Origin of the sequence: Legionella qingyii (assembly GCF_003990155.1) — a bacterium.
GTDB classification, from domain to species: Bacteria; Pseudomonadota; Gammaproteobacteria; order Legionellales; family Legionellaceae; genus Legionella; species Legionella qingyii.
Genome location: NZ_RZGX01000013.1, coordinates 107,409 through 123,025 on the forward strand (window position 1 = coordinate 107,409; position 15,617 = coordinate 123,025).

Sequence of the window (15,617 nt, forward strand, 5' to 3'; positions counted from 1 at the left end):
GAATTCCTTTCACTATTTAAATTTAATCAATGCTGCAGAACTAATTGGTTTTACATTATTCGGTTCTTGTGCAATCTGGTGCTTAACTAAATTTCCCCAGTTTGCCCATGCCTCCTTTTGTTCCTCTGCATAAACTGCTCGTTGATAAGTAGCAACCAACTTATTCAAAGGCTGATGATTTAACATTTTCTCAATTATATGTGGTTCTGTTTTTAAATGTTCTCCCCATGCCGTAGCAGCTGCTCTTCGAAGATCGTGGACACTAAAAGATGGTATGTCCGCTAAAGGAGCATTTGAAGCTAATTTCTTTTTTGTACCTTTAGACTTACCACGTAACCGTGCAATCGCACCTGTTAACGTATCTGTATGTATATGACCGCCCTCTTCATAACTCCCTGTATCAAAAACGAATAAAGAATGCCCTGAAATCGGCAATAACGATTGCAGAATTTCAACAGATAGAGAAGAAAGGTAAATTGTATGTGCTTGGCGATTTTTTGTTCTTTCTGATGATAGCACCCAAATTCCTTCGTTAAGATTTAATTCGTCCCAACGCATAGCGGCAACTTCACCTCGACGCGCACCTGTTAAAATGAGTAATTTAATAGCGCTAGTAAGAACAATAGACATAGATGAGATTTCCACATATGGCAATTGGGTTGAACTACTTGCTTGATCCAATGCTTGCCACAATCTACGTAGTTCATGTAATGACAATACCCTATCACGTGGTTTACTAGCCGTTGCAGCAAAGTCTTTAGGTTTAAGTAATCGTGCTGGATTTTGATCAATTAAATGACGTGTAAGGCCATAATCCATCATTAAATTAAGAGAGGATAATGCTTTCCTAGTTTCTTCTTTAATTCCTTTATGGGTCATGACATCCAGTGCCATAGATAAATGAGCGCGTGTTACATCTTTTGCTAATAAGCCAGCTAATGGTTTTTGCAGATGCAACCGCCATCGATCTTCATGACGTTTGAGCCAAGTATTCGTTACTCGTTGAGTGCTCTTTTCGAATTCAATCCAGCGCTCAAATAAAACCTGCATCGTGATTGCTTGCATATTTTCAGCAATCACAGCAGCCTTTGCCGTGCGTGGATCAATGCCGCTATTTACAAATGCTTGTAATTCTCTAATTTTATCACGTGCTTCTTTTAAACTAAGTTCTTTAGGAGTACCAATGGTCATACGCACTAAACGTTTATCGCCGGGTAAGCTATATGAGAAGAGCCAGCTTTTTGCCCCACTTGAGCGAACTCGCAAAAAAAGACCTTCACCGTCATGCAGCTTGTATTCTTTATCACGAGGAGCTGCTTTTTCTACAGCTTTAGCAGTTAGTTTTCCCATCTATTTTCCTATAATCAACTTGGCAACAGGTTGTTGCCGAATTCGGGAGTCAGTGAATCCCCAATCGGTCAATAATTGCCTTCGCTTAAATTGTGCAACGCCCTGTTGCACAATTAAACACTGAATTTGGGAGACATTATCTCGCGAATCTACGTAACATTATTCATTCCCTTTATTTTGAAGTTTCATTTGTTCTTCAAGAGCCTTAATTTCTTTATCGAAATCGGATTCAAAAAGCCTATCTTGTATGATGCGATATTTTTCAAACTCACTCTCCGCATGATCTTTAGCGATTTTTGCACTAATCTTGCCTGCATTTTGCAAAATTTCACGCTCATCAAATTCAAGAAACTTATCTAGTCGTGTAGACCAATCTTCCATTGTCATGGGAATTTTTCGTCTGGCACGGTCTTCTGCTAATTCTAAATAAGCATTGACTATACGACCGAGAGAATCTAATTCCTCAACTGTTAGGTAGTTTTTGGCAATTGGCACATCCGTTTTAAGGATTTTGCCATGTGGGCTATTTTCCCAATTTGTGAGTCCCATATGGGGTTTATTGCTATCTGCACGATTAAGTATAAGTTCTGATGCAGTGTAGCCATGAATTGCATAATGTAGTTTATTTTGTACTTTAGCGAAAAAATCCCGTGTTGTAGGTGCATTTTTATTGTAATCAACACTGGTTGCATAAATATCGGTGATTTTTTGATAGAAACGACGTTCACTGAGACGGATTTCTCGAATTTCTTCTAACAAGCGTTCAAAATAGTCTTCACCAAGGAAACTGCCATTCTCAAGCCGTTTTTTATCCAGAACAAAACCCTTGATAGAAAACTCACTCAAAATCTGTGTTGCCCACTGGCGAAATTGAGTGGCACGCTTAGAGTTAACACGATAGCCAACAGATATTATTGCATCAAGGTTGTAATATTGAGTATTGTAATTTTTACCATCGTTGGCAGTTGTTAGGAATTTCCTAATGACTGAACTTTGATCAAGCTCCTGTGATTCGAAAATGTTTTTAAGATGTTCATTAATGGTAGGTACAGTCACGTCAAATAACTCGGCAATTAGCTTTTGAGTTAGCCAAATGGTTCCCTCTTCATATCGCACCTCAATCCCATTTTCACCAGACTGATGTGTGAAAATAAGAAATTCAGCAGTACTATTACGAATAGTCAGTTTGTTTTCTGGAGGTTTGTCACTCATACTATGTCCTTTCTGTGAGGTTGGAAGTAATAACAGGTGCCTAAATGGGTGCCTAAAAATCATTGGATTTGAACGCATTCTAATGGACAAGATCGGACAAAGCAATAGGATTAATGTTATATTTTACAAGGAAACAAGAACTTTATCGGACAACATAAAATTTAATGCCTTGCGCCTCCTAAGGGGCAGGTCGGAGGTTCAAATCCTCTCCGGGACGCCAGTAAAAAAAAGAATTTTTATTCTAGGATGTGTTTACAATTCATTCCCACCGACTAATGCCCTAAAAAGATTCAGAGATTGATATTCTTTGGTGAACCCAATTTTCTTTTGAGTTGCAGTTCATACACAAATGAAATTTTCTTTTCTCTGTAAAAATCTTTTTGCGGAATGCTTGATATTTCTCTCCATTCCAAACTTTACGAAAACCATCTTTCATATTTCCGAGAGGAACTTTTGCATACGCATCGTAGCAACAGGGCACTACATCTCCATTCCAACATACAGTGGAACTTGAATAAAGTTTCCAACAGGAATTGTCTATAGTTCTCTTATAATCGGTAATACCATTACAAGAATCATAAATTGTATATTCTTTTGTCACTGTTTTGTATTTGTCAAGTAAAGCTTTTAGTAGTACTTGATCATATTGTCTAAAAATAAAATAGCGTAGAGTCACCTCGTTGGCTCCAATTTTTTTTGCTAGTTGTAGTAGTTCATCAACTTCATGTTCATTGGTTTTCATTAGAATAAATTGTAACTCAATAAATGGAGTCTTTGCGCCTAGTCTCTTTTTTGCTTCACTCAATTTTTGAATGCCATCACGTACCGTTTCAAAAAAATTCTTTCCGCGAAATTCTTTATAGGAGTGATTGGTTATACCATCCAATGAAATAGTAATTCTATCCAAACCCGTGCCTACAATTTTTTCACAGTTTGCTTCATTATTTAAAGTAGTTCCATTAGTATCCATTTGAATATAAATATTCTTGTTTTTCGCATAGTGTAACATTTCAATGTAGTGAGGATTTAAGGTAGGTTCCCCATAATTCCAGAAATAAAGCTGAAGAAGATAATCACCCACTTCATCCATTAAACTTTTAAAAAGCTCTAAGGACATATGTCCTCTTGGTCGATTTAAGGTGTTATTTCCAGTTGGGCAAGAGGGGCATGTTAAATTACAAATATTAGTTGGTTCAACATACATAGATAATGGCATATTAGGTATGTATGTTTTGTTTTTATTAAAGCTTCGATGAGTCTTTAATGAATTGATTGTTCGTTTAAAATTTTGAAAAATTAATTTTCTATTTATCAGATCCTCAAAAAGGGTGTTATACAACTGTTCGTCATATTTTCTCTTATAGGGTTTAGCTAATCGCAAACTCTTTCTGGGCTTCAATAATTCGTATAATAAGTTGTATATTAATTTATTCATATTGAAAAACTTTTCAATTCATATTTGTTAACTATAGTATATAAAACCAAAATTAAAGGTAAGTATTGAAGAGCTAAAACCTAATTTTCGGCATAATACCGCATGAATATCCGCGATAATCGATCAAATTATGCTATTTTATCCATTATGCATATTCAGCCAGGACTAATTCGCCGCACCATTATCTCAATAGCAGATAATTTTATGAATGCCTCGCTACTTTTTAGCAAAAACTCATAGTCTTTACTCAATCGTCGCTGATAATTCATCCAACGAAAAGTACGCTCGACTATCCAGCGAAATTTCACGATTTTAAAGATCTTCCGAGGGCGTTTAACCACAGTCCAAACAATATTAAAAAGAGAGAGAGCCCAGTCAATCAATTTGCTTCCAGTGTAGCCACCATCAGCCCAAATAATCTTTATGCTATTGAAAACAACTATGCGTTGAGTAATGACCAACCGCGCAACAGCTCTGTCTTGAATACCTGCAGAATGCACCATAACTGTAAGCAACAATCCAAGAACATCTACTACGATATGTCGCTTTCTTCCTTTAATTTTTTTTCCACCATAATAGCCTGTATTCAGTGCAGGTCCTGCTGTTTTTCCGTCTGACTATCGATTATGCCCGCGCTTGGCTTAGGATTTCGTCCTGAAACTACCCTTATATCTTCCCTTAGCCCGCGCATCATATCATCTAAAACACCATCATCTCGCCACTGGGAAAAATAATCATAGACCGTTGATTTAGGTGGGAAACATTTGGGTAAATAGTCCTATTGGCAACCGGCGCGCAGTGAATAAAATATGGCGCTCATAACCTCCCGCATACCGGTGGTCCTTGGACGGCCGCCTTCTTTTTCTGCAGGAATCAATGGCTTGATAATAGCCCATTGTTTGTCAGTCAAATCACTTTGATAACGCTTGCTCATCCAATTAAATCACCCTAATCTTCAAATCAGCAAAGCATAATTTAGCATCAATGATTTCGCCATAAAATGATTTTAATTTGAACATAAAATGGCTGCGCTGGAGATATTACCCTTTCCGGACAGCCTCTAAAAAGTTATTTAAACTCATGTAATTGGATTTCAAAACAACAAACATGGGTTAATTAAAACAGTTTTTTTTGAACTAAAGTATTCACATAAAGTTCTATCGCAGTAAATTACGTGAATTTTTTTTGTAGTCAAGGTATTGCCCTGGAAACGAGACTATCTAAAGATCATTGAAATTGCCCTGCCACGAACTACCCGGCTGCTTTAAAATCAATTGATTAACCGAGCAATATTAAATTTTTCGATAAGACATATCAAAAAAAATAATTGGACTTATATTGACCTAAATGGTAAAAACGAAAACTTATTTCGACTAAACATCGATTTTTTTTGATTTTTATTAATTCCCAGGATGTTTTATGCAAGATAAATCTGAACTGTGTAACAAACTTTATACCTTAGCTCAAATCAAGACATCTAATGTAAGTGCTGAATGTAAATCGGTGCTTTTCGAGATGCAAAGACTAGGACTTACCATCGATTCTACCCTTGAAAAAATTAAAATATTTTTAGGGGGTATTGTCTTATCAATGGCACAAGATCAGTGGAAATATGGGATAAAGCTCTCTGTTAATCCCGGTCAAATTGTTGAGAATGTCAAGCTCCCAAACCAGGCTAGTTGTGAAGAAATGATTAAACAGATAGGGGAGTATATTGGCAATAATCCCTATCTAATTTCTATAGATTTTTTTAAACAAAAAATTCAAGCTAGAAGCGGCAGGTCAGAGGTTTATTTTTTTCCAAATTTACAAAATAGCATGGATGAAATTAATGGGTTATTGGCTGAAATTAAATTAGCCCTAATTTCCGAAGAAGATAAAAGTAAAGCTCTATTGCTTATTTGTGTAAAAAATCAAATAGCTTTCTTTGCTAGCTCTAAAGATAATCAAGGACAGGTCGAGGATCAAACGGAAGAGAAATACCCGGAAATAAACTAGTAATCCTGATGCCGGGCAGTCTGTAGACAATTGGAGGCGTGAACATAAAATCAGGCCGTAAATCTAATTGTCCACAGATTTTAGTAGAGCGCAAATCAATTGCGCGTTTGTGATTGACTCGATTGGTGATGCTTTCCAACATCCCTCTAAATAATTTGAAAAGGAGTTTTAAATAATCATTCTTTTTATCTTAATGGTTATTGTGTTTTTGGCCATTATTAAAACCAACAGTAGAAACGAAAAAACTAATAAATTAAATTTCGAAATTCAATCAAACCACACAGAATATAATCCTGCGACAGAACTCCCAATGATGCCCCCCGGCCGGGATCCTGGTAAAAAAGGGTCATGTTTAACTTTTAATCTAAAAAATAGCGTTCGAATGAAATAGTTTATTAGCTTCTATCCAAAGTACAATAATCTAGCGTGAAATAGGTTTTATATAACCATTCGCACGCAGTATTGATGTAATAAAATCTAATTTATTATCCGTATAAGCTTCACGATCAAGATTATAAGATTGTGCTAATCTCAGTTTAAGTGACTCATAATCTAATCGCGTACTTTTATCACGACGAAGTATATCCCTAAACAATAAGCGATGTTCAAATGTATTACTATTGGACTCTACAATATGAACATGATGCGTCCTTCCTTCACCAAAAGGAGGCATTCCTTTAAAAAATCGTAAATGTGTTTTATCTGGATTTTCTTCCCAATAAATATATCCAAGTGATTCAAGAGGATAAACCCAACGATCAGCTTCTTTTATCGATTGAACGCCAATGAAAATATCAATAATTGGTTTGCTTGAAAGTCCAGGAACAGCCGTGCTTCCTATATGGTCTATAGAAACAAAAGACGCTTGATTAGCAATTGTTTTAATCGCCTTAATTTCTGCCTCTGCTAGCTTTGGCCAAGCAGGATTATAAGGTTGAATAATAATATTATCCTTAGCATTTAATTGCTTATCTCGAGCTGTACCTGTTTGATAGTCAATGATTTGTACAAAAGAACTTTTGCCATTGACATAATTTTCTATATCATCAGTGAATACTTCAGCCAGACAACATTTTAAAACAGAATAAGCTTTTGCATAGTCTTCATGCTTACGCATAAAATCCCTAAAAGATATATGACGTAAAATTTCTGATGATCCCTGTTCAAACAAATGAATATTATGGGTTCTTTTATTTTTTGATTTCCAGTAGAAACGCCGCCCAGGAATACCATATTCCCCCATACAAACATAACCTAAAGCCTCAAACTTTAAATTCAATGAATCAACCAGTTTAATATCTTTAACAACGGGGAGAACATCCACAATTGGTTTAGCATAAATGTTGGGTATAGCAGTGCTTCCAATGTGATGAATACCTGCACAGTTTTGGCCTAGAATATTTTTAATTTCAGTAGCTGATTCATTAAATAATCTTGGCCACTCTGAATTGGGTGCGGTTAACACAACTTGTCTTATTTTTTCTCTTGAATCAATCATATTAAAATTCTTTACTTAGAGTATTTTCATTTAAAATTCTTCTTACGGACGTTCGCCCAATATCTAGTTGCCTTGCAATTTCCGACTGGTTCATCCCTGTTTTGAAAAGTGCAACGACTTTGTCAGTGTGCTTCTTAGCAGTTATAGGCCGGCCATGAGCTTTTCCTTTGCTTCTAGCATGTGCAATACCTGCTTTAACTCGTTCGCGCAAAATTTCTCGCTCAAACTCTGCAAAAATTGCCAGCAAGCCTGCCATTGCCCTTCCTGTTGCTGTGGTTAAATCTAAAGCTTCGGTTAAAGATATAAATCCGACGCCAAGATCATTTAACTCATGAAGAGTATGAAAAAGATCATTGACAGAACGTCCCCATCGATCAAGCTTCCAAACAATAATTACATCAATTTGACGTCGTTTCGCCTGATGTATCAATTCAGCTCTTTTGGGCCTATCCTTTGATCCAGAGCCAATTTCAGTAATCTCACTTTCAATATGCCAATTACGTGCGTTAGCATATTTTTTCATTGCTTCAATTTGCATACCTAACGTATGTTGGTCATGTGTTGAAACTCTAGCTGAAAAATCACCTCATATCCAGAGCAAGAAATAAATGGAAAATGATAAATTTGAAAATGTTTGTGGTACTGCTATTAGAAGTGTTCCTGTCACTTTTAAAAATAATATGAAAAACTATCTCATGGGAAACAGGTCGCAATCAGCCCTGGAAAAATTTTTAGATTCGAATGTATAAAATAGACTTTGAATGCCTCTTAAAGTGATAGGTTTATGGAGCAAAATTAGAGGAATCATTTCTCAGCAACTCTTTCATAATGATAATACCTATCACTTTAGCTGCGCCATTAATTTCCAAGACTTTACCTACACCACTTTTCGGGAATATTTTTTATGAAAATTAAATATTATGTCTGCTTTTCACAGTAATCAGACCTAATGGTTCTTTTGTGGTAAGGAATTGATAGTCCCTGCCCTTTAGTCTACTTTTACAATTAATAGACCTACCTTCACTATCACGGATGTAAAGGGGGGTAAGTCAGGATACGTAGGCAAATAGGACTTTTTAAATTTTAACCCCTCTGTAACCCATACTGGATAAGAGTTTCAATGTTTTTTTATGTATTTTTTATTGTCTAAAAATCAATCTTATTTCTGAAGTTAAATGATAGCCTCTTTTACCTTATTTTGTGCTTCAAATAGAACTTTATCTTTTGTTATCTGCAAACTCGTAAAATGCACCGATTTTTTGGTAAAACTAACGTCTACTGCCTGATCATCAAATGTAATTGCCAAAGTACTCATGCCATTCCTCCAAAAAAATTCCTTATGTGCAATTAATAATCATCTAAGTTTGCCTAATCCATGACTCCTAAAACCCAATGATGAACAAAGTATTTTTTTTAAATAATCAGACAGTATTTTCACGGATAATGAGTTTTATCAAACCTAAACAAATAATGAGGTATATTTGCTCGCTGTTAGCCGACTACTTGCCTAACGGTGTTCGTAGGATCTAGATCTCCCGTTATTATTTGATATTTCTCAATAATATCTTCAATAGATTCGATCAGAGGATGGGCTTTGGAATGAAACAATCGATAGGTTAGATCCGCGCACGACTTTGTACCTTGGTAAGGCTCGTAGCACCTAAAACCAGGTAATAGCAACGTCTCAAAAACAAAGAGAATTGGGATGAGTAGAGCCGTTAATATTCCACAACAGATCCTTCCAAAGGTATTATCAGGCGTCTCTTGTTTTAACTCGTCAAATAATCCTTTAATCTCATCGAACTCTTTTTTCCCTGGATTTTTTTGCGATGGGTTGGTAGTTAATACTTTATCCATCACTCCGATGGCTTTTCTGCTAAACTGTGCTAGAGAATTGAATTCATCAATGTTCACAGAAGAATAAGCTTCGGCAATCAAAGTTTGTAATTCTCTTTCAAAACGGTCAACCTTCAACTGAAATTTTAAGTAATTGGGTTTCATTTTTAAGGCTTGCAATTCGCTAAAAACTTGATCGCGCTGAGGGTTTTTAAAGGGTTCCTCCAATCTCAAGATTCTTTGCCCTATAGTTTTTAATACTGGGTGCCCCATGACTCATTTTCCTTCGGCTAAATCAATAGCAAAAATTTTACTTTATGCAAATATCATAGTCAATTTTATTGCGTATCTAAATTTGTACAATCTCTTTAACGAATCGCCTCACCTTCAATAAATAGTTGGCCACCTTGTATGGAAAGAGTATCCATAACCAGATCACCCACTTTAAGTGAATTCCTATCTAAACCACTGGAATATTTTTTAGGAACAATGCGGGTATCAATACCTTCCAGATTAATGAGAAAAAAACTGATATCCCATTGTTGACCATCATGGATATTAATCACAGAAGCTCTAGCTTTCCTTATTTCATCAACAATTGCTTCAACCAAAGTATTTTTATCACTACAAAAGTAGGTGATTTGCATTCCTACTTTGAGTTGGCGCTTAATGGCATCGTTTCTTTCAGGGTCACTCAATAGTTTGGTAATGGCACAATTAAATCGATGCAGTTCAAACAAAGACCATCGCTCAATTTGCTCTAAGCTAGAATTAACATTAGCCATAGTTACACCTCAACCTGTTGATTAATACAACGATAAAATACAGACCGGCTAATTTTCATCGTTTCACAAATATTTTTTACAGACATCTGTCCCGTCTGGCGCAGTGCTCGAATAGCATTAGCCCTTTCATCAGTTAATGCTTTAGGTCGCCCGCCTTTACGTCCCTGTTGTTTTGCAGAGTCAAGGCCTGCTTTAACGCGTTCACGAATTAATTCACGTTCCATCTCAGAAAATGCAGCGCAGATATTAAACAATAACATCCCCATGTGAGTTGAGGTATCTAAATTATTTTCAAGGGAAACAAATTCAATCCCCTTTTCTTTAAATTCATTAATCAATTCAACGAGCCTCATCATGCGACGGCGGCACCTGAATTTTCTTTCATGCATTCAATGTTTGTAGTTCCTAGTATCGGAATGATCCATGGCTTTTGAGCTAAAATCCAGATTTCTTGTAGCTTTTTTGATGATAAACAAAACTTTGCCTCAGGAGACTTTTCATAGTTCCTCTTCTAACACTAGAAGTATGAGCTGATGGATGCAGGCTAGCGTTTGTAAGATTAAAAATTTGTCAATGTTCTACTTATGGTTCTGATACAGGAGTTCCATTCTCAGCTTGTTTTAGAATTGAGTGAATCTGACTGTCTGTAAATTTTGATCTTTTCATGAAGAATCTCCTTCGTCATAGGTTACGAGAAAATTCTACTTTTGACATCAGTTATTTTTCGGGGGGATTACCCAATTAACTGTTAGGCTATTAGCAGGACAGCTAATTAAAATGGATAAATGACCAAGTGGATTGGGAATGCGATTAGTACCTCCTCCTATAAAAAATATCGCTATTACTACCAACATAAGACAACTGGCAATAAATTTGTTATTAATTTTTAATTTATAAATAATAAAGCCTATCAAAGCTATGCTTAAATAAACACCAAGGACAGGTAAATAACAAGAAAAACTATTTGGCAGCATTTTTATTTCGATTTATATAGGTCAAGAATTCAGATTTAAGGTTTAAAAGCTGAAAGAATCATAATTGCTAAAATAGCAGTATGCTAATTATCAAATATTTAATTTTTTGCTTAAAATGATCTAAAATTGAAGGTCAATAAAGCGTCCTTTATTTTATCATAATTTCCGAATAATACTCACTTGAAATCTTATTCATCCTCAAATCAAATTAAATATTGATAGTAATACCATGATAAATAATAAAATATAAAGCTTGTTGTTGAAGTGAATTATAGTTTCTAGAAATAGGAGTTTATGGACATTGCTGTTTATTTAGCTAAATAAAATATTTTTTGGCTTAAAGTATACTGTTCGTAGAAATCAGACTTAATAGCATTTATACGCTCGGGACATTCCCAATATCCTCTACTCTCTTCCACTTATTAACTTCTACTAATGAAATAACTTTGATTTAAATCCCCAAGATTTGAAATTCTTACCCTTGGTATACATATAAGCCCCTGCCCTTCTACTTCTGGGACGATGTTTTTTTTAAGAATATCAATCAAAGTCTTTCCTAATACTGATTTCATTGCAGTCCGCTCTTCATCTTCCATCCAGTAAAGCTCGAGATAAACTTTAGTTGCTTTAGGATTGTCAAAACCAATATAAGAAAATAATTCCTGAATTACTCCACTATGTGCAGTATTAACATCCATATTGGGTACGATTTGAAGAGTTTCATGAATCTGATTGAATAGGTTTTTGAAATTAATTACATCAGTGTTTATATTATGTGAAATAGTAAGTATTAACTGTGGCATTTTTTATTTTCCTACTGAATAAGTCAAACTAACGCGAGGTGATATACTGCCATATCAATAAAGCTATTACATAGCTCTACTCTATTCTGCTTTTTGTTGATTTAAAATTAATACTTCTCTTCCTCAAGTTGCCCTTCTGTCAGTAAATATAATTGATATTTACTAGCAAATATTTGTTTGGCTCCATCTCCTAGCATATATCTAGTCATTTCCTCGCTCTTTTCTGTGCAAAGTACAAGACCAATCAGGGGGTTCGTCATCTTGTTTTATTTCTTATCGAAGTAATTTTACATACAACTGCATTTTCCCTAAATCTGCTTGAGTTAATTTTCGGTTTTTTAGATCAACAATAACGTAACATTTAAGAATAATATGGTAAAAAACTAAATCAGCATAAAAATGATCCCCATCAAAAGTTAATCTCTTTTGGCGTCCAACAAACGAGAAACCTTTTCTGGAAGAACTAGATAAGAAATATATTGTGGCATTATCAATAAAACCAACAAAGAAGCTTACATTTCGGTTCCTTTTTCATGAAATCTTTAGCTATAGAACCTGCTTTTTCGTTATCTTAGATTCCGCGTTCCATTGACATGTTATTTACTCTCCGTCTAAATGTTTCACCCAATCAGCAAAAGCTTCGTCCTCAAATTGATAAATACCATATTCAACTTTTGTAATTAAATTTTTATTAGCCAATCGTCTTAATGCATTTTGAGTTGTATTTTTATTTACATTATTTCCAATACCTAAGGACTCACCAATTTTTTTCAGGGCTAATTGACTATGTAAATCACCAACCTCATGAGCAATCATAGATAAGATGATCTTATCTGCAGGCAATAATGAATTCCACTGCCTTTTAAAATTCTTATCACTAAATACTTTATTTTGGGTATATTCTAATGCTGCTTTACTACCCTCTTCAGGATTACTCAAGTAATATTCTATGTATCTTCTGAAAAATTCAGGTGTACATTTTAGGTTTTCAAAGACATCTATTGCTTCATCTAAGGATAAAGGAAATTTAGAAATTTTATTTACTCTTTCCACCATAGCTACTACAAAATCTCTACCTAGTAATTCAAATGGTTCTAAGGGCGCCCAATTATAAAATGGTTCTGATGCAACACCAAACATTCGCCTTAACGTAGTTTCGGAACTTCCCGCAAATATTACTTTAATAGTATCTTTTCTTACATCTAAAGCTGCTCTCAATGCATGAGCAAAATGGGAGTTTTCTTCATAAGCAAGTACTTGAGCTTCGTCTATGACCAATACCATTTTATTTTTTTTTCGATCATACGCGCTCATCGCTTCCATCAATAACGTTCCTGTTAATTTTTTAGGATCAGACAAATCAGCCTCTACTGCACCTTCCCCAAATCCTGGAACCTGTCCTGATGCTTTGACTTTTTTTATATTAATTGGCGTATTCAAGTTAGCCCATATTCTTGCAAATCCCTTAGGCTCAATCATCTTATACAATTCTGATACTAAAGCTGTTGCAGGGTCTACTTCTAATTCCCAGAGATTGGTATATACAACAACGTATCCTTTTTTCTTGGCAGCAGGAATAAAGTCTTTTTTCAAAAACTCTGTTTTCCCCATTCTACGTCTAGCAAATAGCCCGCGTGCAGACGTTAATCCTATATCAAATAAATTAAGATATTTCTCGGCTAACAAGGGACGCGGATAGTGCCAATCATTTGGTGACATAATCTTCTTAAAACTTCTTAATTAATTTAAGAAGTATTATATAGGTCTTAAGGATAATGAACAATACAGAGTTCTTAAGAGTTATTATTTGATTTAAGAACTTTTAAGAACTTCATTAAATTAAACATCATAGTTAATAAAATTGGGATTTTGTTTACTACATAACCTAATTCTTCGCTAAACAAAAATTAACAAGAGATAAGTTAAAAAACATCGTTAATTTATCTAGGTTGAGAAGTTAACCAATTTAAGTAGAGAATTTACTTACCAATAATATAACTATTTTATAATGCTATCTTGAATAGCTTGAAGACGTCTTTTTTCATCTATGTCTATTATTTTTTTTGCCTCAGCAATGTCTTTATGATCGAAATTTGGTAATGAACTAACCCACGATTTAAATCGCTGAATGAATCCATTTATTGAAATTTCATGATACTGGGTTTTAAAGAAAAATTGTTTTAAGAGAGGTAATATATCAGTAGATAGCTCATTCTTTTGAAGAAACCTTTGATATATCCACAACACTAAATCTGTTAATTCAATACCTATACTGTTTTTGTGGGATATAAACACTAATTTATCTAATGGGTAGTTTCTATAATCATACGTCCCTAACGGCGTTTCCTCAACAACCCCTCGCTTTTTCAAAATAGCACAATAATCAGCAAGTTTTTGCTGATATTTATTGTATTCCAATTGATTATCAATCGTGATTTTTACGGGTGATTTAGGATAATCCTTAATATATTCTCCAATTTGGTGAAGAACAAATTGAAAACCAATGAGATTTGGAGAGCATTCTTTAACTTGAGATTTATTAATACAATGATACCCAAGATCAAAATAATTAGATTTTGCCCAACTTAAAGTATCGTAGATTAATTGTTGAGATCGCTCATCAGGTATTCTTCCTAATCGACTTAAGAGGACATCACAAACCGATACGAAAATCTCTTTTGACTTATCTTTGTCTAAACATATTCTTGCATCCCATGATTGTTTTAATGTATCAAGATCAAATAAGCATGCAACTTTAACTAACATAAGATATCTTAATGGCGTCCAATACCCCGTCCAGGTATAAGCAGGATTCATTCCTTGATCAAAAACCTGATCGAAGAACGATATAATTGCAAGATCACGTTTGTTAACTTTGGATAAATCAAAGCGTAATTTAAATTTTTTCTGAAGTTTAATTAAATCTGATGTTAAATAGCCAATTAATTTTGTAGAAAGATATTTACCATGCAAATGAGCAATACCATATTTTTGTTTGATTTGATTTACAGAATTTCGGGCTAGAATATCAAAATTTGTTTTGCTAGTTAATAGTCCGTAAAACAAAGAACCTTGAGATTCATTAAAAAGATCTTTCCCAGTGTTCCCACTTTCGTCTACGTAGAAAAACATTTTAGCTCACAAATATCCATATAAAATTAGTATAGAACACAAAGTGAATAAGTATTTGATCTGAAAGGGTCTATAAAATAGATAAATAGAATATGAAATCCGAGGATTACTATTCAATTTCATAAATCAGTCTTCATATAGATAATTTGGCTAGGCTCTAAAATTTGTGTTTTTGGGACATAACTGACTCAATGACTAATATATCATTTGGGTACAGTATGTTAAGGGAGGGAGGGAGCTAGCTAGTTGATAGAAGTGTTAGGTAGCTACAAAAGCTTCTAGCTTTATTTTCATGAATCATGTAGATCCTGACGAATAGCACTTAGCAATGACTGGAAAGCTCTATCACGCTCGTCTCTAGAGCCATCGTTTGTATCGACGATTTCTTGAGAAAACCTACTTACTTTTTCAGAGCCGAAAATCTGACATTTTGTTTGCCATAGAGCATATGCTTTCGAATTTTTATCCGAAGGGTGTGTATTCCGGAGCGAAATGATCACCAATTCCGGCCGCATTTGATCGCAGATTCCGGAAACACTTGATCAGAGATTCCGGCATTACTTGATCACCGATTCCGGAGCATTTGATCAGTGA

17 protein-coding genes and 1 pseudogene are annotated in these 15,617 nt (G+C 34.8%); 1 reads left to right on the plus strand and 17 read right to left on the minus strand.

Annotation, left to right across the window (positions count from 1 at the left end; all coding sequences use genetic code 11):
* Nucleotides 1–12 precede the first annotated feature (12 nt).
* From ELY20_RS10920 to ELY20_RS17175, 5 genes are all read right to left on the minus strand, one after another.
* A complete protein-coding gene (locus ELY20_RS10920) occupies nucleotides 13–1,350 on the minus strand; it encodes a tyrosine-type recombinase/integrase (RefSeq protein ID WP_110142386.1) in 1,338 nt (445 codons plus the stop codon).
* Between the two features lie 159 nt (nucleotides 1,351–1,509).
* Nucleotides 1,510–2,562, minus strand: a complete 1,053-nt coding sequence (locus ELY20_RS10925) for a virulence RhuM family protein (protein ID WP_110142387.1) — start codon at nucleotides 2,560–2,562, stop codon at nucleotides 1,510–1,512.
* A gap of 280 nt (nucleotides 2,563–2,842) precedes the next feature.
* Nucleotides 2,843–3,997, minus strand: coding sequence for a radical SAM/SPASM domain-containing protein (locus ELY20_RS10930; protein WP_110142388.1), 1,155 nt, complete (start codon nucleotides 3,995–3,997; stop codon nucleotides 2,843–2,845).
* A 155-nt stretch (nucleotides 3,998–4,152) separates the two neighbouring features.
* Entirely contained in the window at nucleotides 4,153–4,587 is a 435-nt protein-coding gene (locus ELY20_RS10935) for a transposase (protein WP_110142389.1), read from the minus strand.
* Nucleotides 4,588–4,775: 188 nt separating this feature from the next.
* The gene (locus tag ELY20_RS17175) at nucleotides 4,776–4,931 is read right to left on the minus strand and encodes a transposase (protein WP_110142391.1); all 156 of its coding nucleotides are present in this window, start codon (nucleotides 4,929–4,931) and stop codon (nucleotides 4,776–4,778) included.
* A gap of 485 nt (nucleotides 4,932–5,416) precedes the next feature.
* Here ELY20_RS17175 and ELY20_RS10950 point away from each other — a divergent pair, with 485 nt between their 5' ends.
* The gene (locus tag ELY20_RS10950) at nucleotides 5,417–5,995 is read left to right on the plus strand and encodes a hypothetical protein (RefSeq protein ID WP_110142392.1); all 579 of its coding nucleotides are present in this window, start codon (nucleotides 5,417–5,419) and stop codon (nucleotides 5,993–5,995) included.
* Between the two features lie 421 nt (nucleotides 5,996–6,416).
* Here ELY20_RS10950 and ELY20_RS10955 read toward each other — a convergent pair whose 3' ends face one another.
* From ELY20_RS10955 to ELY20_RS11000, 12 genes and pseudogenes are all read right to left on the minus strand, one after another.
* Nucleotides 6,417–7,493: a GrpB family protein gene (locus ELY20_RS10955; RefSeq protein WP_126955513.1), complete on the minus strand. Its 1,077-nt coding sequence runs from the start codon at nucleotides 7,491–7,493 to the stop codon at nucleotides 6,417–6,419.
* 1 nt (nucleotide 7,494) lies between these two features.
* Complete coding sequence (locus ELY20_RS17090; RefSeq protein WP_267900607.1) at nucleotides 7,495–7,680, minus strand: helix-turn-helix domain-containing protein; 186 nt, start codon at nucleotides 7,678–7,680, stop codon at nucleotides 7,495–7,497.
* A pseudogene (locus ELY20_RS17095) lies at nucleotides 7,666–8,055 on the minus strand (recombinase family protein); the annotation flags it as partial. The pseudogene ELY20_RS17095 and the gene ELY20_RS17090, both read right to left, overlap by 15 nt.
* Before the next feature lie 609 nt (nucleotides 8,056–8,664).
* Entirely contained in the window at nucleotides 8,665–8,808 is a 144-nt protein-coding gene (locus ELY20_RS16785; RefSeq protein ID WP_158618876.1) for a hypothetical protein, read from the minus strand.
* Between the two features lie 176 nt (nucleotides 8,809–8,984).
* The gene (locus tag ELY20_RS10965; RefSeq protein ID WP_126955515.1) at nucleotides 8,985–9,602 is read right to left on the minus strand and encodes a hypothetical protein; all 618 of its coding nucleotides are present in this window, start codon (nucleotides 9,600–9,602) and stop codon (nucleotides 8,985–8,987) included.
* A 95-nt stretch (nucleotides 9,603–9,697) separates the two neighbouring features.
* A complete protein-coding gene (locus ELY20_RS10970; RefSeq protein WP_126955516.1) occupies nucleotides 9,698–10,114 on the minus strand; it encodes a hypothetical protein in 417 nt (138 codons plus the stop codon).
* 2 nt (nucleotides 10,115–10,116) lie between these two features.
* Nucleotides 10,117–10,470, minus strand: a complete 354-nt coding sequence (locus ELY20_RS10975) for a recombinase family protein (RefSeq protein WP_233590571.1) — start codon at nucleotides 10,468–10,470, stop codon at nucleotides 10,117–10,119.
* Nucleotides 10,471–11,510: 1,040 nt separating this feature from the next.
* Nucleotides 11,511–11,891, minus strand: coding sequence for a hypothetical protein (locus tag ELY20_RS10980; RefSeq protein WP_126955517.1), 381 nt, complete (start codon nucleotides 11,889–11,891; stop codon nucleotides 11,511–11,513).
* A 107-nt stretch (nucleotides 11,892–11,998) separates the two neighbouring features.
* Nucleotides 11,999–12,151 carry a PDDEXK nuclease domain-containing protein gene (locus ELY20_RS17180; RefSeq protein WP_126955518.1) on the minus strand — a complete coding sequence of 51 codons (153 nt, stop codon included), beginning with the start codon at nucleotides 12,149–12,151 and terminating at the stop codon, nucleotides 11,999–12,001.
* A 13-nt stretch (nucleotides 12,152–12,164) separates the two neighbouring features.
* Nucleotides 12,165–12,386 carry a PDDEXK nuclease domain-containing protein gene (locus ELY20_RS17185; RefSeq protein ID WP_126955520.1) on the minus strand — a complete coding sequence of 74 codons (222 nt, stop codon included), beginning with the start codon at nucleotides 12,384–12,386 and terminating at the stop codon, nucleotides 12,165–12,167.
* A 105-nt stretch (nucleotides 12,387–12,491) separates the two neighbouring features.
* Nucleotides 12,492–13,610, minus strand: a complete 1,119-nt coding sequence (locus ELY20_RS10995; protein WP_126955519.1) for an ATP-binding protein — start codon at nucleotides 13,608–13,610, stop codon at nucleotides 12,492–12,494.
* Between the two features lie 279 nt (nucleotides 13,611–13,889).
* Nucleotides 13,890–15,023: a DUF3800 domain-containing protein gene (locus tag ELY20_RS11000; RefSeq protein WP_126955527.1), complete on the minus strand. Its 1,134-nt coding sequence runs from the start codon at nucleotides 15,021–15,023 to the stop codon at nucleotides 13,890–13,892.
* Nucleotides 15,024–15,617 lie beyond the last annotated feature (594 nt).

Coding starts and splice junctions, on each gene's coding strand:
- ELY20_RS10980 (WP_126955517.1), bottom strand. CDS start 11,891: ATGCCACAGTTAATACTTACTATTTCACATAATATAAACACTGATGTA.
- ELY20_RS17175 (WP_110142391.1), bottom strand. CDS start 4,931: ATGAGCAAGCGTTATCAAAGTGATTTGACTGACAAACAATGGGCTATT.
- ELY20_RS10975 (WP_233590571.1), bottom strand. CDS start 10,470: ATGATGAGGCTCGTTGAATTGATTAATGAATTTAAAGAAAAGGGGATT.
- ELY20_RS10950 (WP_110142392.1), top strand. CDS start 5,417: ATGCAAGATAAATCTGAACTGTGTAACAAACTTTATACCTTAGCTCAA.
- ELY20_RS10955 (WP_126955513.1), bottom strand. CDS start 7,493: ATGATTGATTCAAGAGAAAAAATAAGACAAGTTGTGTTAACCGCACCC.
- ELY20_RS10920 (WP_110142386.1), bottom strand. CDS start 1,350: ATGGGAAAACTAACTGCTAAAGCTGTAGAAAAAGCAGCTCCTCGTGAT.
- ELY20_RS10970 (WP_126955516.1), bottom strand. CDS start 10,114: ATGGCTAATGTTAATTCTAGCTTAGAGCAAATTGAGCGATGGTCTTTG.
- ELY20_RS10965 (WP_126955515.1), bottom strand. CDS start 9,602: ATGGGGCACCCAGTATTAAAAACTATAGGGCAAAGAATCTTGAGATTG.
- ELY20_RS10925 (WP_110142387.1), bottom strand. CDS start 2,562: ATGAGTGACAAACCTCCAGAAAACAAACTGACTATTCGTAATAGTACT.
- ELY20_RS11000 (WP_126955527.1), bottom strand. CDS start 15,023: ATGTTTTTCTACGTAGACGAAAGTGGGAACACTGGGAAAGATCTTTTT.
- ELY20_RS16785 (WP_158618876.1), bottom strand. CDS start 8,808: ATGAGTACTTTGGCAATTACATTTGATGATCAGGCAGTAGACGTTAGT.
- ELY20_RS10930 (WP_110142388.1), bottom strand. CDS start 3,997: ATGAATAAATTAATATACAACTTATTATACGAATTATTGAAGCCCAGA.
- ELY20_RS17180 (WP_126955518.1), bottom strand. CDS start 12,151: ATGACGAACCCCCTGATTGGTCTTGTACTTTGCACAGAAAAGAGCGAG.
- ELY20_RS10995 (WP_126955519.1), bottom strand. CDS start 13,610: ATGTCACCAAATGATTGGCACTATCCGCGTCCCTTGTTAGCCGAGAAA.